The following is a 16,687-nucleotide window of genomic DNA, read 5'->3' as shown; positions in this document are numbered from 1 at the left end:
GCGGCTGCATCCCGCGGTCGCCGCGCCGCGGCGGCTTCGCGCGCGGCATGAACCTGGAACTGCCACGCTGGGCCTGGGCCTTCGCCGGGGCGCTGGCCGCCGTCGCCGGCATGGTCAACGTGGTCGGCTATCTCGGCTTCGAGCATCAGGCGGTCACCCACCTCACCGGCACCACCACCCTGCTCGGCGCGGCGCTGGCCGACGGCGACGCGCGCGCGATCGCGCAACTGGTCGGCGTGGTGCTGGCGTTCCTCGGCGGATCGATGCTCGGCGGCTTCATCGTGCAGGACAGCCGCCTGCGCCTGGGCCGCCGCTACGGCGTGGCGCTGGCGCTGGAAGCGCTGCTGCTGCTGGCGGCGATGCAGGCGTTCAAGCAGCAGCAACTCGCCGGCGCGGTCCTCGCCGCGATCGCCTGCGGCCTGCAGAACGCCACCACCACCGTCTACAGCGGCGCGGTGGTGCGCACCACCCACCTCACCGGCATGTTCACCGACCTGGGCATCGGCCTGGGCCAGGCGCTGCGCGGACTGCCGCTGGCGCGCCGGCGCATCCGCCTCAGCTTGCTGATCATCGGCGGCTTCCTGTGCGGCGGCGTGCTCGGCGCCTGGGCCTACCGGCAGGTCGGCTTCGACGCCCTGCTCGGCCCGGCCCTGCTGACCGGCACGGTCGGCACCCTGTACGCGCTGCAGGCGCACTACCGCAGCCGCGAACGCTGAAGGCGCGGCCGAGTGCATCAGCGACGCCAGCCCTGCACAATCGGCGCATGAGCGAACCCACCGTCGTCTCCGCGCTGAGCATCGCCGGCACCGATTCCGGCGGCGGTGCCGGCCTCCAGGCCGATCTCAAGACCTTTGCCGCGCACCGCGTGCACGGGCTGGCGGCCGCCGCCGCGCTGACCGCGCAGCACACCCGCGGCGTCACCGCGGTACACGTGCCGCCGCTGTCGTTCCTGCGCGCACAGATCGATGCCTGCTTCGCCGACTTCGACATCGGAGCGGTCAAGCTCGGCATGCTCGCCAACGCCGAGGTGATCCACCTGGTCGCCGATGCGCTGGAGGAATATCGCCCGCCGTGGGTGGTGCTGGACCCGGTGATGGTGGCCACCAGCGGCGCCAAGCTGCTGCAGGACGACGCCCTGGGCGCGCTGCGCGGCCGCCTGTTGCCGCTGGCGACACTGGTGACGCCGAACGTGCCGGAAGCGCAGTTGCTGCTCGGCCGCCCGATCGACAACGCCGACGACGCCGAACACGCCACCGCGGCGCTGCTCGAGGCCGGCGCACAGGCGGTGCTGCTCAAGGGCGGTCATCTGCAGGAAGGCCAGCGGGTGATCGACCGCTACGACGACGGCGTCAGCCGCAGCGAGTTCAGCCACGCACGACTGGCGCTGGACGCACACGGCACCGGCTGCACCCTGGCCGCGGCGATCGCCGCACAGCTGTGCCAGGGCCTGGCCTTGCCGGCCGCCTGCGAAGCGGCGATCGACTACGTGGCGCGCGCACTGCGCGGCAGCTACCGGCCCGGCCGCAGCGACGTGGCGGTGCTGGATCACTTCGGCGCGGCGCGCGGCCCATGAGCGCAGCGCCCATCGCCGCGACGGCGGTCGCCGAGCACGCCCTGCCCGTCGCCGCGGCCGACGGTCATCGCTGGACCTTGCTGGCGCGCGTTCCCGACGCACCGCGGCAGGCGCTGCTGTGGCTGCCGGCGCTGGGCGTGGCCGCGCGCCATTACCTGCCGTTCGCCGAAGCGCTGGCCGCGCACGGCGTGGCGGTGTTCATGCACGAATGGCGCGGCAACGGCAGCAGCACGCTGCGGCCGTCGCGACAATGCGACTGGGGCTATCGCGCCCTGCTGCAACTGGATCTGCCCGCCAGCCAGGCGGCGATCGCCGGGCATGGGATCGCGGCGCCGCTGCTCGTCGGCGGCCACAGCCTCGGCGGACAGCTCGCCTGCTGCTACGCCAGCCTGCAGCCGCAGGCCTTCGCCGCGCTGTGGCTGGTCGCCAGCGGCACGCCGTACTGGCGCCGTTTTCCCGCGCCGCGCGGTTATCTGCTGCCGCTGGCATACCGTCTGCTGCCATGGCTGGCGCAGCGGCAGGGCGTGCTGCATGGTCGCCGCCTGGGCTTCGGCGGCACCGAGGCGCGCGGCCTGATCGCCGACTGGGCGCGCGTGGGCCGCAGCGGCCGCTACGCCGCGGCCGGGCTGGTCACCGACCTGGAAGCGCGCCTGGCGCAAGTGGCGCTGCCGGTGCGCGGTGTGGTGCTGCAGGACGACTGGCTGGCGCCGGAAAGTTCGCTGCGCGGCCTGCTGGACAAGCTGGCGTCGCCGGCATCGCACCTCCATCGCCTGGACGCCGCGCAGCTGGGCACGGCCGCCGATCATTTCGCCTGGATGAAGCGGCCCGCCGCGGTCGCCGCGGTGCTGCTGGGCGAGGATCGGTGAAATTTTTCCGAAAGAGCATTGACGGGCCCGATCGACTCCCGCATAATTCCGCTCCTGACGACGCGCCCGTAGCTCAGTTGGATAGAGTACCTGGCTACGAACCAGGCGGTCGGGAGTTCGAATCTCTCCGGGCGCACCAGTCAGATGAAAAACGACAAGCCACCGCTTGTCGTTTTTTTTTGCCTTGCCGCCGCGATGCGATCGCAACCAGGCCGCGCGCGGCGGCGTACTCGCCCGCTTGCGTCATACGCATGACACGCAGGTGTAGACGAATCGCCGCAACTCGTGAATAATCCCGCGCCTGACGACGCGCCCGTAGCTCAGTTGGATAGAGTACCTGGCTACGAACCAGGCGGTCGGGAGTTCGAATCTCTCCGGGCGCACCAGTCAGATCAAAAACGACAAGCCAGCGCTTGTCGTTTTTTTTGCCTGCGCGGCGGCGATTGCATGCCGCGCGCAACTGCGCACGATGCCTGCCGCCGGCCTCGCCTGCGCGACCGACGAGGCCACACCAGCTCAGGCGATGGTATCCACCACGCCGCCGTCGACGCGCAGCGCCGCCCCGGTGGTCGCGGACGCCTGCGGCGACGCGACGTAGATGCACAGATTGGCGACCTCCTCCACCGTGGCGGCGCGGCGGATGATCGAGCTGGCGCGATGCGCCTTGACGAAATCGGCGGCGACCTCGTCCAGCGGCTTGCCGGACTGCTCCACCTGCTCGGACAACATGGCGGCGACGCCTTCGGTCAGCGTCGGCCCCGGCAGGATCGCATTCACGGTGACGCCGGTGCCGGCCATGCGCTTGGCCAAGCCGCGCGACAGGGCGAGATCGGCGGTCTTGGTCACGCCGTAGTGAATCATCTCGACCGGGATATTGAGTCCGGACTCCGACGAGACGAACAGCACGCGCCCCCAGCCCTTGTCCGCCATTCCTTGCAGATACGCGCGAGACAGGCGCACGCCGGACATCACGTTGACGGCCAGGAAGCGCTCCCACTCCGCGTCGGGCGTCTCGAAGAAATCCTGCATCCCGAAGATGCCGGCGTTGTTGACCAGGATATCGACCGCAGGAAGCGCCGCGACGATCGCATCGCAGCCGGCTGCGGTCGCCACGTCGCCCACCACGGCGCGCACGCTGGCAGCAGGGAGGTCGCGCTTGAGCGCCGCGACGGCGGCCTCGGTACGGGCCTGGTCGCGACCGTTCAGCGCGACCTCGGCGCCCGCCGCGGCCAGGCCCTTGGCGATGCCGAAGCCGATGCCCGCGGTGGAGCCGGTGACGAGGGCAGTTTTTCCGGATAGATCGATGTTCATGACTGTCTCCGTGCAACAGGGTGAGGATGAGGATTCGCTTCGGCGCCGGCCTTGCGGGATGGCCGTCGACAGGCGCTTGCCGAACAGGTGCTGTAATCGACGGAATCATGGACGCATCCGCCGGCAAGCAAGTGAACGCGCCCCAGGCGGGACCTCCGCTCGACTTCGCCACGCCAGCGGGATGCGGGCGATGCAGGCGATGCAGGCGGAAGAATCGAGCACGCTGGGGCATGACGCGCGCCCTGCTTACCTACCCAACTGCCCCCATGCCTGCAGACGACGCACTCGCCGACATCTGCGGAGGCGCATGCGCCGCCTGTACGTCGTGGCGTCGCCGGGACGCACGACGTTCCCGCCACGGCGACTCACGCCGCGATCGTGTCGCCCTTCGGCGGCGGCGCCACTGCAGCCGCAGCGTCCAGCGCGACCAGCGGATGGCCCGCCGCACGCCACGCATCCAGCCCACCGCGCAGCGGCAGCACGTCCTCGAACGCGTGCTGGCGCAAGCGCTTGGCCAGGATCGCGGCCGAGACCTCGTTCGGGCAGGCGCAGTAGATGACGATCCTGCGGTCGCGCGGCAAGCGGGCGACGAGCGCGTCGACCTGGCGATCGTCCACTTCCAGCGCGCCGGGAATGGCGAACGGCTCCAGCGTGCGGTAGCCGGGAGCGCGAATGTCCAGCAGCAGCGGCGGCGCCTCGCCCTGCAGCAGCGCGTGCAGTTCGTCGACGTCGATGCGCCGCATCTCCATCGCCTTGCGCAGCGAGTGCCGGCGCCAGGCGCGGTAGCCGACGTACAGCGCCAGCAGGCCGCCCAGCAGCAGCGCCGCGCGCCTGCCGAGCAGGCTCAGCCAGTCCAGCAAGTCCTGCACCTGGTCGGCGAAGCACAGGCCCAGCAACAACCCGACGCCCGCCCACAAGGCCGCGCCCAGCGCGTCGTAGCGCAGGAAGGCCACCGGGCGCACACGCATCGCGCCGGCCATCGGCACCGACACCATCGACAGGCCCGGCACGAACTTGGCCACCGCCAGCACGCGCACGCCCCAGCGCGCATAGAAGCGCTCGGTGCGCTTCATGCAGGTGTCGCGCGACAGCGACAGCCGGCACAGCGACTGCAGGGTGCGGTTGCCGTAGCGGCGGCCGGCGCCGAACCACAGCAGATCGCCGAGCAGGCTGGCCGCGATCGACACAGACAAGGCGCCGAGCAGCGCACTCCACATCGCCGCGCCATCGAGCAGCGCATAGGTCGCCCCGACCAGGATCAACGTGGGCAGCGCCGGCACCGGCAGGCCCAGCGACAAGGCCAGGACGTTGACGAAGACCAGCCCGAGTCCGTAGCGCGCAATCAGGTCCTGCATGGCGTGGCGGGCGGAAAGAAGAAGATGCCGCGCATTATCCTCCCGTCGCCCACCGCGCGCGCGGGCAGCAGGGCATCACCGGCGGAACAGACCCATCCATCGTCGCCCTGCGGCAAGCGCGACCAGTGTCCGGCATGCCTCACACACCCTCGTCCAGCCGCGCCGCCATCTGCGCCAGCCATGCCGCGAACACGCCCGACTGACGCATGCGCGCGCGCCACCAGGCCAGCGCCGCGCCCTCCTCGCCGCTGCGCCAGGCCAACTGGAACACCTCGTCCGGCTTCGGCTCCTCCACGGCCTTGCGCACCAACGTGCCACGCGCCAGCGCGGCACGCGCATACGGCTCGGGCAGGAAGCCGAAGCCGAGCCCGGCCAGTTGCAGCCGATACTTGCTGCGCATGTCCGGCACGGTCAGCGCGTCCTGGCCGAACAGCAGTCCGACCGTGCGCGGCAGCAGCCGCCGTGCCGAATCCGCCACCGCGATCGCGCGATGCGCGCTCAACTGGCTGCGGCTGAGCGGTTCCGGCGCCTGCGCCAGCGGGTGACTGGGCGCGACCGCGAACACGAACGGCAACGTGCCCAGCGGCTCGGTCACGTAGCCACCGCCGCTGGGCCCTTCGCCGGCGGCCCCGACCAGCAGATCCACCCGCCGGTCCAGCAACGCCTCCCAAGTGCCGGACAATGATTCCTGCACCACCCGCAACCGGGTGCGATCGGCGACCGCGTAGAACGCCGCCATGTCCTGCGCCAGGCATTCCGGCGCGAACACCGCATCCAGGCCCAGCGCGAACTCGGTCTCCCAGCCGGAGGCCACGCGGCGCACGCGCAGTTCCAGGTCGCCAGCGGCGCGCAGCAGGTGACGGCCTTCGCGCAGCAGTTCGGCCCCCGCGGCGGTCGGCACCGCTTTGGGCCCGATCCGCTCGAACAGTTGCACGCCCAGGTCCTCCTCCAGCTTGGCGACGGTGTAGGAGATGGTCGACGGCACCTTGTGCAGCGCCTTGCCGGCAGCCGAAAACGAGCCGCGACGGTCGATGGCGTCGAGGATCTGCAGGGCATCGAGGCTGAGCTTGAGCATTCGAATTTTTCGATGATGGATGCCGAATCTATCCGTTTTTCAAACCCGGCGACAGCGCCGATACTTGTTTCCAAGCCGAAGCGCCCGCGAAATCAACCCGCCCGGCGCTTTCGATCCACTTGCACATCAACGCCACCAAGGAGCCTCCCATGCTGCAGATCCGCCCCGCCAATACCCGTGGCCGCGCCGAACACGGCTGGCTGTCCTCGCGCCATACCTTCTCCTTCGGCCATTATCACGACCCGCGCCACATGGGCTTCGGGCCGCTGCGGGTGATCAACGAGGACCGCGTGCAGCCCGGCCAGGGCTTCGGCACCCACGCCCATCGCGACATGGAGATCCTGTCCTATGTGGTCGAAGGCGCGCTGGAGCACAAGGACAGCATGGGCAACGGCTCGGTGCTGCGCTACGGCGACGTGCAGCGCATGAGCGCCGGCTCCGGGGTCACCCACAGCGAGTTCAACCACTCCGCAAGCGAGCCGGTGCACTTCCTGCAGATCTGGGTGATGCCCGAGCGCGCCGGGATCGATCCGGGATACGAGGAGAAGCACTTCGCCCCCGACAGCAAGCGCGGCCAGTTGCGACTGATCGCGGCCCCGCAGGGCGAGGACGGCGCGGTGCGCATCCATCAGGACGCGCGCATCTACGCCTCCATCCTCGACGGTGATGCGCGCCTGGACTACCCGCTGGCGGCCGGGCGCGGCGCCTATGTGCAGGTGGTGCGCGGCACGCTGAGCGTCAACGGCCAGACCCTGCAGGCCGGCGACGCGGTCCAGGCGATCGACGAGGCCAGCCTGCAGTTCGCCGATGCCCAGGACAGCGAGTTCCTGCTGTTCGACCTGCCGCGCTGAGCGCTGCAGGCCAGTCGCGCCCGGGACCATCGGACCCGGGCCGCGACGGTCGCGATCGCGGCCCGCGCGGCGGCGCCACAGCGTCGTTGCGTCGGCCGCCCGCTCGCTTTCCACTGCGCCCTCACGCCACCCTCGGCATCCCGTAACGCGTCCTGCACGGTGTCCACGGCAATGCTTCCGCTCTCCTTCCCCTACTGCCGGCGTGCCGGCCGAGAGCCCGATGCGCCATCCGACCAGTGCCGCCTATGCCACCCCTTCGCGCATCCGCGAGGGGCGTCCCTTTCCGCGCGGCGCCGTCTTCGACGGCCAGGGCACCAACTTCGCGCTGTTTTCGGCGCACGCCACCCGCGTGGAGCTGTGCCTGTTCGACGAAGACGGGACCGAGACCCGACTGGACCTGCCCGAATACACCAACGAAATCTGGCACGGCTACCTGCCCGACGTGAAGCCTGGCCAGCGCTACGGCTATCGCGTGCACGGCCCCTACGCGCCCAGCGAAGGCCACCGCTTCAACCCCAACAAGCTGTTGCTCGATCCCTATGCGCGCGAACTCGAGGGTGACCTGATCTGGGCCGACGAGCTGTACGGCTACACCGTCGGCCATGCGGACGGCGACCTGAGCTTCGACGAGCGCGACAGCGCGCCGTTCATGCCCAAGTGCGTGGTGGTCGAGGACACCTACGACTGGGAGGACGACCAGCGCCTGATGACGCCGTGGAGCCAGACCCTGGTCTACGAAACCCACGTGCGCGGCTACACCATGCGCCATCCGCAGGTACCGGAAGAACTGCGCGGTACCTGCGCCGGCCTGGCCCAGGAACCGGTGCTGCGCTACATCAAGGAACTGGGCGTCAGCGCAGTGGAGTTGCTGCCCGTGCACGCCTACCTCGACGACCAGCACCTGCTCGACAAGGATCTGCGCAACTACTGGGGCTACAACACGCTCGGCTTCTTCGCGATCAAGTCGCGCTACCTGGCCAGCGGCCACCGCGACGAGTTCCGCGACATGGTCAAGGCCATGCATCGCCAGGGTCTGGAGGTCATCCTCGACGTCGTCTACAACCACACCGCCGAAGGCAGCGAGCTGGGCCCGACCCTGTCCTTCCGCGGCATCGACAACGCCAGCTACTACCGCCTGGCCGAGGACAAGCGCTACTACATCAACGACACCGGCACCGGCAACACGCTCAACCTGAGCAACTCGCGGGTGATCCAGTTCGTCAACGATTCGCTGCGCTACTGGGCCGGCGAGATGCACGTGGACGGTTTCCGGTTCGACCTGGCCACCATCCTCGGCCGCGAGCCGACCGGCTTCGACCAGCGCGGCGGCTTTCTCGATGCGTGCAACCAGGATCCGCTGCTGTCGCAGGTCAAGCTGATCGCCGAACCCTGGGACTGCGGCCCCGGCGGCTACCAGGTCGGCCACTTCCCGCCAGGCTGGTCCGAGTGGAACGACAAGTTCCGCGACAACGCCCGCGCGTTCTGGAAGGGCGACGAGGGCAAGCTGGCCGAGTTCGCCACCCGCTTCACCGGCTCGGCCGACCTGTTCGACCGGCGCGGGCGCCGGCCGTGGGCCTCGGTGAACTTCATCACCGCGCACGACGGCTTCACCCTGCACGACCTGGTCAGCTACAACGGCAAGCACAACGACGCCAATGGCGAGGACAACCGCGACGGCTCCGACCATGACAGCTCGTGCAATTACGGCGTCGAAGGCGAGACCGACGACGCCGAAATCCTGCAGCTGCGCGAGCGGCAGATGAAGAATCTGCTGGCCACGCTGCTGCTCTCGCAAGGCACGCCGATGCTGCTGGCCGGCGACGAGCGCGCGCAGACCCAGGGCGGCAACAACAACACCTACTGCCAGGACAACGAGATCACCTGGATCGACTGGGAGCGCGACCCGACCGAGGGCCGCCTGACCGAGTTCGTCAAGGCAGTCACTGCCCTGCGCCGACGCTATCGCATCCTGACCCGCGGCCGCTTCCTCAACGGCCAGTACAACGAAGATGCGGGCGTGCGCGACCTGACCTGGCTCAATCCCGGCGGCACCGAAATGGACGATGCGCACTGGACCGATGCCGGCGCGCGCTCGGTCGGCCTGCTGCTGGAAGGCAAGGCCCAGACCTCGGGCGTCAAGGAACTCGCGAACGACGACACCTTGCTGATCGTCATCAATGCCTACCACGAGGGCGTGAGCTTCGTGCTGCCGTCCTCGGAAGAGGAATTGCACTGGAAGCTGGTGCTGTCCACCGACGATGCGCTGCAGGTCGACAGCATGCCGGCCGGTGCCAGCGAGTTCCTGGCGCCGCCGCGCAGCGTCAGCGTGTTCGAGTGCCAGACGGCGGGCGCATAGTCGCCACACGCCGTTTCGGATTGCACGCGGACTGACGCGTCCGCGCCTGCATTGCGTCGCCAGCGCTTGCCGCTGGCGACGCGCGATGCTGACATCTGCATCTTCCCTACGGCTCGCTGCATTGCATTGGTCTACATGGCCTTTGGCACAGTGCTCGATGGCGCAGGCTCGCTAGGCTGAGTGCCCGCTTCCTTCCAGGTCAGGCATGCAGCACTCCGCGCAAGGCAACACCCACGCCACGTCCAACGCCTCCTTCATGCGCCACCCGCTGCTGCGCATTGCGCTCAGCGCCGCGATCCTCGCGCTGGCGTCCTATGCATGGCTCCCGTTTCCGTGGCGCATGCCCGTGGTCGGCCTGCTCGGTCTCTCCTTGGTGTGGATCGAAACGCGCTCCTGCCTCGCGTGCGGCGTGGCGCGCCCTCGCCTGGTGTCGGTGATCGGCTGGACCGCGCTGCTGGTGCTGTTGACCGTGGGCTTGATCACGCCGGTGCTGCAACCGCTGATCGACACCATCACCGGGCACAAGACCGACTACAGCGCCTACGGCGCGCTCAAGGGCAACGTCCAGGCCACGACCCATCTGATCGGCGCGGCGTGGCTGAGCGCGGCGCTCGGCGAAGAACTGGTGTTCCGCGCCTTCCTCATGCACCAGCTCGATGCGCTGCTAGGGCGCCTGCGCGGCGGCCGCTGGATCGCCGCGCTGGCCGGTGGGTTGGTGTTCGGCCTGATGCACGCCGCGCAAGGCGCCTCCGGCATCCTGCTGACCGGCCTGGTCGGCACGATGTTCGGGTATGCCTATCTGCGCTCCAGGCGCAACCTGTGGGCGATGATCCTCGCGCATGGCCTGATCGACACCTGGGGCGTGACCACCCTGTATCTGGGCTGGTACTGAGCGCGCAGCGCGGTCGAGGGTCGCCACTCGGCGCACCTATGCGGACCACGCCGTCGCCGCCAGCAGACAGACGAAGGACATGTCGCGGTACTCGTGTTCCCGCTGAAAGCACCAAGCGCGCCCAGCCCGAACGGGGCGCGCGATCACCGCTACAGGCTTCGGCATCCAACCCGTCCGCTACCTAAATGATCGAGCGCACGTCCGTGCAATTTTCACTTTCACGCCACCGGCCTGCGCGCAGTTTGGCGATGCCCACTTGAGGGCATCCCTACTGCGGAGTCAACGATGGACAAGAATCGCACCGAAGGCGCCAAGAACCAGATCAAGGGCACCATCAAGGAAGTCGCCGGCAAGGTCACCGGCAACAAGCTGAAGGAAGTCGAAGGCAAGATGCAGAAGAACGCCGGCAAGGTACAGGGCGAAGTAGGCAAGGCGCGCGACCACGCGCGCGGCTGAGTTCCAGGTTCTCGTGCTCCCCTGCCGCCAATGGCCGGGGAGCTGTTGCGAGCGATTTGCACCGCGTGGACTCGCTGGCGATTCGCCTGACGCGCTAGAGCCAGAGGCATACAAGCCTCTGAAATGACCGATGGACGGACTGGCGCACGAAACGCGCTGCAGCTTCAACATGCTGCCACAACGCCAGTCAGCGACACCAAGGCGATCGAACGCGACACGTCCCGAAGTGGCTCGCCGAAACAGCGTCCGTAGGGGCATCCAAACGACACGATGCGCCGCTCACAGCGGACTCGCATGGATTCGAAAGCGATCCACCACACGCCTGATCAGATCGCCGCGGAAGCTGTTGAGAAGGCGCACCCCTGACGTCGCTTGGCACATGGCAGTCCGGAAGCGACGGCATACTCCATGCGCCCCACCGTCCTGGCGCTCACGTTGCGCCGGCATCGGGACAAACTCTCCGATGCGCAATGCCCTTCGTGATCCACCAGCCCGCGAATGTGCACAGCCGACGACCACGAACACACCCGCGACATTGCGCCCCAATCAAAGCATCGATGCACATGATCACCTCCACCAGAGAGCAGCGCTATTGCTCTTCCTGCTGCTTCCTGCCGCCCAGGCCGAGATGACGGCTGCGGCAGCAGTTCGCGCAGCACCTGTCGAAATGACCGAAAACGACTTCACCGTGGCAATCGACACACACGCTTTCGCCCTCGGTGAAAGCTGGAGCGAACAGACCAGGAAGCAGGCAGGCACCCAGATCAGCGAGCGCTTTGTAGGGGATGTGCCCGCCGCGGATACCAGCTACAGGTACTACCAGCACCGATATGCCGGATTTGACATCTATACGGCAAACCTATCCTGGCAAAAAGAACAACGCGACATCGACAGCTACGTCATTGCGCAGATCACCATCAATGCATCCACGATCAAAACGGCCAGAGGCGTCACGATCGGGGACACACAGAATGCGCTGATCAACGCCTATGGCCAAGGCACTCCGGATGACGGCGATGGCCAGCACTGGCGCTATTATCAGGCCAGGAACAAGCGCCTCTCTTTTCAGCTCGAACATGGAAGAATCATCCACATCATGATGACCCTCGACACGGACAGCTGAAGACAGCGCTAGGCAAAGCGCCACCAACGCCATTTCGGGCGTCAGGCGGCCGCCTCCGGTGCTCGCTGGAACAGAAACGCAGCCAAACGCGCTTATTGCCGAAGAACACTGGTCTACCCGGCCTTTCTTGTTGGCAGATCCAGACTCGGCGGCGGGCCGATGCGCGCCGAGCCTGTCAGGCTGCTTGGCTACGCCTTGCGAGCACGGTGCAGAAAGTATCCCGCTCCAAGCAAGGCAATCAGTCCGATCAGGGCACCAACCTGGCCATTGTTGCGCCGCGCCTGGAGCGCCTGCTCAGGCGTGAGGACCACGTCATCGCCCAAGCGCAGACCCCAGATGGATCGCTTGCCGTCCGCATCGTCGAAAGTGACGTGAACCGGCGACCTCACCTTGAGACGCCCCCACACCGCATCGATACCAGGCAGCACACTGGAGTACTCGAATGCATCGCCGGCGGGCGCAAGCGTGAAGTTCACGCTTTGAAGCCGTCCCTTTCGCTGCGTTGCGTCGACCTTTTCGACCGTCCCATCGGCTTCAGCCAAATGTGTCGGCACTGCCGAAGGCCTGCTGAAAAACGTGACGGCGCTGGCGACCGTGACGCCAAGGCAAAGCAACGCGATGATGATGAAGCGGATCTTGTGTGACTGCATCTCGATACCAGAGCAAGAAGGAAACGCCGCGGTCCAGCGACGGCGCACATTCTTTCGTGACAAGGCATGGGAATCAATCGATGGATCGCCATTCTCCCCTGCCCCTCAATGACATCCTGGGCTTCCGGCCTGCATGCTCAAGCGCTTCGACCCAATGAGGCGTCGCGTCAACCGTTGCTGAGCGAAGTCTGCAACCGCGGCACGCGACGGGCGGAAGATGAGCAGCGCCAATGCGTCGCGGGGAAACGACATGAAGCAGCACTGTAACCCACACGTGGCCACCGTCATCGCGCGTGTCCAGACGAACTCGGAAAGCAAACGCAGTAGCGCGACCTGACTCACGACCATCATCGACACGGGCACACCGCGGAGAGACGGTCGATCGATACCGGCAGGATGGGCTGCGGTTCACGGCGCGCTGGCTGCCTGCCTGGAACAGAATTTGGCGCTGCGCGATTGATGACATTGCGTGGCAGCGATCGCCCGCGGCGTGGCAGCGATCGCCCGCGCCTTCATCCTCCACGGCCCACGGCGGATGCCCACGGAAGCTTGAACGCAGCGGCAGGCTCCAAGCCTCCTCGTGCAACACGTCAAGGGCGCTGCGCTCGTCACCGGCTCCTTGAGCACAGGCATGCGCGATACCGTCTGCTCGAACTCCTGCAAGGCACGTCAGCGCTCACGTGCCACCATGCTGACGCGCAGAGGCGAGCATGACGTCGCTGCAGCAGCACGGCGCATCGCACGTCACTTCAGTGCTGCATTGAAGACCGTGCGCTCGAACTGTGCCTAACAGGTCAGCAGGAAGGCGCAAACGAACGTCGTAGCGGCCAGTCTCGCCGCGTGTGAGGGAGTGCGCTACTCGCATGGAAGTGTCCAAGCGAGCGTCCAAGCTCGGGAAAAAGAAAAACGCCCACAAATCGTTGATTTGCGGGCGTTTCCTTAACACTGGCGGAGTGAGAGGGATTCGAACCCTCGATAGAGCTTTTGACCCTATACTCCCTTAGCAGGGGAGCCCCTTCAGCCACTCGGGCATCACTCCGGATTTCTGCGCTGCGGATATTCCGCGACCGGGCGCGAAGAATACCGGGTTGTGGGGTCCCAGGTAAACCCTTTCGACGCATCAATCGGCAGATTGATCGCCGTGACCGCCGCCGTGGGAGTTCGGCTCGTCGCCGCGCTGGATGCGCTGGTAGATCTCTTCGCGATGCACCGCAACGTCCTTCGGCGCGGTGATGCCGATACGCACTTGATTGCCCTTGACCCCAAGCACCGTCACGGTGACCGAATCGCCGATCATCAAGGTTTCGCCTACCCGGCGAGTCAGGATCAACATTTTTAAAATTCTCCAGGGAGCCGGTGGGTCTCACCGGCACGGCGCCCGCACTGCGGGACGCCCAAATGAAAGGTGAAAAGAGGGGTGATGTTACGGGAAGCCGCGCCTCGCCAGCAAGGCGCGCAGCTTGGGGTGTTCAGGGGAGATGTTGCTTGACCCAGGCCGGGACGCCGGCGAGTGCAGGGGCAAGGGCGGGCCCGTCCTCGCCACCACCCTGGGCGAGGTCCGGGCGGCCGCCGCCCTTGCCCGAGATCTGACCGGCGATGTGGCTCAACAGTTCCCCGGCCTTGACCCGTCCCATTGGGCTGCCGTTCACGCCGGCGACCAGGGCGACCTTGCCCTCGCTGGCGCCTGCCAGCACGATCACGCTGTCGCCCAGTTGCTGCTTCAGACGGTCCATCGCATCGCGCAGGGCCTTGGCGTCGAAGCCTTCCAGCCGCACGGCGAGCACCTTCACACCGGCCACGTCGACCGCCGACCCGGCCAGGTCGGCGGTGGCGCCGGAGGCCAGCTTGGCCTTCAGCGCCTCCAGTTCCCGCTCCATGCGCTTGTAGCGGTCGCCGAGCTGGCGGATCTTGTCGACGACGTCATGGCTGTTGCCGCCGACCAGATCGGCCGCCTCACGCAGCCGTGCCTCCTCGGCCGCCACGTAGTCCAGCGCGCCCTGCCCGGTCACCGCCTCGATGCGGCGCACGCCGGCGGAGACGCCACCCTCGCTGGTGATCTTGAACAAGCCGATGTCGCCGGTACGCCCGACATGGGTGCCGCCGCACAGTTCGGTGGAGTAGTCACCCATCTTCAGCACGCGCACGCGCTCGCCGTACTTCTCGCCGAACAGCGCCATCGCGCCGAAATCCAGCGCTTCCTGCATGCCCATCTGGTGCACTTCGGCTGCGTTGTTGGCGCGGACCTGCTGGTTGACCTTGCGCTCGATCAGCGCCAGTTCCTCAGCCGCGATCGGCTGGAAGTGCGAGAAGTCGAAACGCAGGCGGTCAGGCGCCACCAGCGAGCCCTTCTGCTGGACGTGGGTACCCAGCACTTCGCGCAGCGCCGCATGCAGCAGGTGCGTTGCCGAGTGGTTGAGGATGGTGGCGCCGCGGCGCTCGGCATCGACCTGACCGGCCAGCAGGTCGCCGACCTTCAGGCTGCCTTCTTCCAGCGTGCCGACGTGGCCGTGGAACTGGCCTGCGAACTTCTGCGTGTCGGTGACCGTCAGCCGGGTGCCGGCGGCGGTCAATGTGCCGAGATCACCGACCTGACCACCGGATTCGGCATAGAACGGGGTCTTGTCGGTCAGCACGATCACCGCGTCGCCGGCCTGGGCGGACTGCACCGGGCGACCGTCCTTGAGCAGGGCGACCACGCGCAGGCCGTCGGCCTGCAAGCTGTCGTAGCCCAGGAACACGGTCGGGGCGAGGGTCGCCACCAGGTCCGCCGGCAGCTGCACGCCGCCGCCGAACTTGCCGGCTTCGCGCGCGCGCCGGCGCTGCTCGTCCATCGCCGTCTCGAAGCCCTGCTCGTCCACGCGCAGGTCGCGCTCGCGGGCGATGTCCTGGGTCAGGTCCAGCGGGAAGCCGTAGGTGTCGTACAGGCGGAAGGCGTCCTCGCCGGCGATCACTCCGCCCTGCGCCTTGGCGGCGACGTCCTCGAAGATCTTCATGCCGGCATCGAGGGTCTCGGCGAAGCGCTCCTCCTCGGCCTGCAAGGCACGCAGCACGGTGTCCTGGGCCGCGGTCAGTTCCGGATAGGCCTCGCCCATCAGCTCCACCAGGGTCGGCACCAGCTTGCTGAAGAACGGCTGGCGCACGCCGAGCATCCAGCCATGGCGCAGGGCGCGGCGGATGATCCGGCGCAGCACGTAGCCGCGTCCTTCGTTGGACGGCAGCACGCCGTCGACGATCAGGAACGCGCAGGCACGGATGTGGTCGGCGATCACGCGCAGCGATTTGTTCTCCAGGTCGGCGGTGCCGGTCAGCTCGGAGGCCTTGCGGATCAGCGTCTGGAACAGATCGATCTCGTAGTTGGTGTGCACGTGCTGCAGGATCGCCGCCAGGCGCTCCAGGCCCATGCCGGTGTCCACGCAGGGTGCCGGCAGCGGCACCAGGGTGCCGTCGGGCTGGCGGTCGAACTGCATGAACACCAGGTTCCAGATCTCGATGAAGCGATCGCCGTCCTCGTCGGGCGAGCCCGGCGGACCGCCGGCGATGTGCGCGCCGTGGTCGTAGAAGATCTCGGTGCACGGGCCGCAGGGACCGGTGTCGGCCATCTGCCAGAAGTTGTCCGAGGCGTAGGGCGCGCCCTTGTTGTCGCCGATGCGCACGATGCGCTCGGCAGGCACGCCGATCATGTCGCGCCACAAGGCGTAGGCCTCGTCGTCGGTGTGGTAGACGGTGACCAGCAGGCGCTCGGCCGGCAGCTTCCAGACCTGGGTCAGCAGCTCCCAGGCCCAGGCGATGGCATCCTTCTTGAAGTAGTCGCCGAACGACCAGTTGCCCAGCATCTCGAAGAAGGTGTGATGGCGCGCGGTGTAGCCCACCGAATCCAGGTCGTTGTGCTTGCCGCCGGCGCGCAGGCAGCGCTGCACGTCCGCCGCGCGCACGTAGCTGCGCTTCTCGGCGCCCAGGAACACGTCCTTGAACTGCACCATGCCGGAATTGGTGAACAGCAGCGTCGGGTCGTTGCCGGGCACCAGCGGTGCGGACGGCACGATGGTATGGCCCTTGCCCTTGAAGAAGTCGAGGAAGTCGCTGCGGATCTGGGAGGTGGAGAATTTGGCGGGTGCGTTCATGGGCTGGCTATAGACGAGCGGACGGGCGTCCTGGCGCTCCCTCTAGATGAGGGCGCCA

At 67.6% G+C, this 16,687-nt stretch carries 14 protein-coding genes and 3 tRNA genes; 10 read left to right on the top strand and 7 right to left on the bottom strand.

From position 1 onward, the window contains the following. The first annotated feature begins 47 nt into the window (after nt 1–47). The 5 genes from AC1PLR_RS08965 to AC1PLR_RS08945 all read left to right on the top strand — a co-directional run bounded on the left by AC1PLR_RS08965 (nt 48) and on the right by AC1PLR_RS08945 (nt 2,825). The gene (locus AC1PLR_RS08965; protein ID WP_481103315.1) at nt 48–716 is read left to right on the top strand and encodes a YoaK family protein; all 669 of its coding nucleotides are present in this window, start codon (nt 48–50) and stop codon (nt 714–716) included. A 47-nt stretch (nt 717–763) separates the two neighbouring features. Then, nucleotides 764–1,573 (top strand): bifunctional hydroxymethylpyrimidine kinase/phosphomethylpyrimidine kinase, encoded by an 810-nt coding sequence (thiD, locus tag AC1PLR_RS08960; protein WP_481103314.1) that lies wholly within the window; start codon nt 764–766, stop codon nt 1,571–1,573. Then, complete coding sequence (locus AC1PLR_RS08955; protein ID WP_481103313.1) at nt 1,570–2,439, top strand: alpha/beta hydrolase family protein; 870 nt, start codon at nt 1,570–1,572, stop codon at nt 2,437–2,439. The genes thiD and AC1PLR_RS08955 overlap by 4 nt, the downstream gene beginning before the upstream one ends. 62 nt (nt 2,440–2,501) lie before the next feature. Then, a tRNA-Arg gene (locus AC1PLR_RS08950) sits at nt 2,502–2,578 on the top strand. A gap of 170 nt (nt 2,579–2,748) precedes the next feature. Next, a tRNA-Arg gene (locus AC1PLR_RS08945) sits at nt 2,749–2,825 on the top strand. 130 nt (nt 2,826–2,955) lie between these two features. On the opposite strand, the gene AC1PLR_RS08940 is transcribed toward AC1PLR_RS08945, so the two are convergent. From AC1PLR_RS08940 to AC1PLR_RS08930, 3 genes are all read right to left on the bottom strand, one after another. Beyond that, nucleotides 2,956–3,750 (bottom strand): SDR family NAD(P)-dependent oxidoreductase, encoded by a 795-nt coding sequence (locus AC1PLR_RS08940; protein WP_481103312.1) that lies wholly within the window; start codon nt 3,748–3,750, stop codon nt 2,956–2,958. 365 nt (nt 3,751–4,115) lie between these two features. Next, on the bottom strand, nt 4,116–5,105 hold the full coding sequence (locus AC1PLR_RS08935) for a DedA family protein/thiosulfate sulfurtransferase GlpE (RefSeq protein ID WP_371182437.1): 990 nt from the start codon (nt 5,103–5,105) through the stop codon (nt 4,116–4,118). 139 nt (nt 5,106–5,244) lie between these two features. After that, the gene (locus tag AC1PLR_RS08930; protein WP_010343923.1) at nt 5,245–6,180 is read right to left on the bottom strand and encodes a LysR substrate-binding domain-containing protein; all 936 of its coding nucleotides are present in this window, start codon (nt 6,178–6,180) and stop codon (nt 5,245–5,247) included. A gap of 149 nt (nt 6,181–6,329) precedes the next feature. On the opposite strand from AC1PLR_RS08930, the gene AC1PLR_RS08925 reads away from it, so the two are divergent. The 5 genes from AC1PLR_RS08925 (at nt 6,330) to AC1PLR_RS08905 (ending at nt 11,858) form a co-directional block, all read left to right on the top strand. Then, nucleotides 6,330–7,031 (top strand): pirin family protein, encoded by a 702-nt coding sequence (locus tag AC1PLR_RS08925; protein WP_010343924.1) that lies wholly within the window; start codon nt 6,330–6,332, stop codon nt 7,029–7,031. Nucleotides 7,032–7,251: 220 nt separating this feature from the next. Further along, on the top strand, nt 7,252–9,387 hold the full coding sequence (gene glgX, locus AC1PLR_RS08920) for a glycogen debranching protein GlgX (protein ID WP_481103311.1): 2,136 nt from the start codon (nt 7,252–7,254) through the stop codon (nt 9,385–9,387). Between the two features lie 340 nt (nt 9,388–9,727). Next, nucleotides 9,728–10,279: a CPBP family intramembrane glutamic endopeptidase gene (locus AC1PLR_RS08915; RefSeq protein WP_481103564.1), complete on the top strand. Its 552-nt coding sequence runs from the start codon at nt 9,728–9,730 to the stop codon at nt 10,277–10,279. Nucleotides 10,280–10,564: 285 nt separating this feature from the next. Continuing rightward, nucleotides 10,565–10,735 (top strand): CsbD family protein, encoded by a 171-nt coding sequence (locus AC1PLR_RS08910; RefSeq protein ID WP_481103310.1) that lies wholly within the window; start codon nt 10,565–10,567, stop codon nt 10,733–10,735. 463 nt (nt 10,736–11,198) lie between these two features. Next, nucleotides 11,199–11,858, top strand: a complete 660-nt coding sequence (locus tag AC1PLR_RS08905) for a hypothetical protein (protein ID WP_481103309.1) — start codon at nt 11,199–11,201, stop codon at nt 11,856–11,858. 188 nt (nt 11,859–12,046) lie between these two features. Here the strand turns inward: AC1PLR_RS08905 and AC1PLR_RS08900 are convergent, their stop codons facing one another. The 4 genes from AC1PLR_RS08900 to alaS form a co-directional block, all read right to left on the bottom strand. Next, a complete protein-coding gene (locus AC1PLR_RS08900; protein WP_481098312.1) occupies nt 12,047–12,508 on the bottom strand; it encodes a hypothetical protein in 462 nt (153 codons plus the stop codon). 946 nt (nt 12,509–13,454) lie between these two features. Beyond that, a tRNA-Ser gene (locus tag AC1PLR_RS08895) sits at nt 13,455–13,547 on the bottom strand. Between the two features lie 81 nt (nt 13,548–13,628). Continuing rightward, nucleotides 13,629–13,841: a carbon storage regulator CsrA gene (csrA, locus tag AC1PLR_RS08890; protein WP_010341308.1), complete on the bottom strand. Its 213-nt coding sequence runs from the start codon at nt 13,839–13,841 to the stop codon at nt 13,629–13,631. Between the two features lie 136 nt (nt 13,842–13,977). Continuing rightward, nucleotides 13,978–16,629, bottom strand: coding sequence for an alanine--tRNA ligase (gene alaS / locus AC1PLR_RS08885; RefSeq protein ID WP_481103308.1), 2,652 nt, complete (start codon nt 16,627–16,629; stop codon nt 13,978–13,980). Nucleotides 16,630–16,687 lie beyond the last annotated feature (58 nt).

Source organism: Xanthomonas sp. NCPPB 3570, from assembly GCF_056725115.1.
The sequence above is the reverse complement of the archived record's forward strand: the minus strand, read 5'-3'. Positions and strand labels throughout refer to the sequence as shown.

Coding starts and splice junctions, on each gene's coding strand:
- AC1PLR_RS08905 (WP_481103309.1), top strand. CDS start 11,199: ATGCGCAATGCCCTTCGTGATCCACCAGCCCGCGAATGTGCACAGCCG.
- alaS (WP_481103308.1), bottom strand. CDS start 16,629: ATGAACGCACCCGCCAAATTCTCCACCTCCCAGATCCGCAGCGACTTC.
- AC1PLR_RS08925 (WP_010343924.1), top strand. CDS start 6,330: ATGCTGCAGATCCGCCCCGCCAATACCCGTGGCCGCGCCGAACACGGC.
- AC1PLR_RS08965 (WP_481103315.1), top strand. CDS start 48: ATGAACCTGGAACTGCCACGCTGGGCCTGGGCCTTCGCCGGGGCGCTG.
- AC1PLR_RS08935 (WP_371182437.1), bottom strand. CDS start 5,105: ATGCAGGACCTGATTGCGCGCTACGGACTCGGGCTGGTCTTCGTCAAC.
- AC1PLR_RS08910 (WP_481103310.1), top strand. CDS start 10,565: ATGGACAAGAATCGCACCGAAGGCGCCAAGAACCAGATCAAGGGCACC.
- AC1PLR_RS08915 (WP_481103564.1), top strand. CDS start 9,728: ATGCCCGTGGTCGGCCTGCTCGGTCTCTCCTTGGTGTGGATCGAAACG.
- AC1PLR_RS08930 (WP_010343923.1), bottom strand. CDS start 6,180: ATGCTCAAGCTCAGCCTCGATGCCCTGCAGATCCTCGACGCCATCGAC.
- glgX (WP_481103311.1), top strand. CDS start 7,252: ATGCGCCATCCGACCAGTGCCGCCTATGCCACCCCTTCGCGCATCCGC.
- AC1PLR_RS08940 (WP_481103312.1), bottom strand. CDS start 3,750: ATGAACATCGATCTATCCGGAAAAACTGCCCTCGTCACCGGCTCCACC.
- AC1PLR_RS08900 (WP_481098312.1), bottom strand. CDS start 12,508: ATGCAGTCACACAAGATCCGCTTCATCATCATCGCGTTGCTTTGCCTT.
- csrA (WP_010341308.1), bottom strand. CDS start 13,841: ATGTTGATCCTGACTCGCCGGGTAGGCGAAACCTTGATGATCGGCGAT.
- thiD (WP_481103314.1), top strand. CDS start 764: ATGAGCGAACCCACCGTCGTCTCCGCGCTGAGCATCGCCGGCACCGAT.
- AC1PLR_RS08955 (WP_481103313.1), top strand. CDS start 1,570: ATGAGCGCAGCGCCCATCGCCGCGACGGCGGTCGCCGAGCACGCCCTG.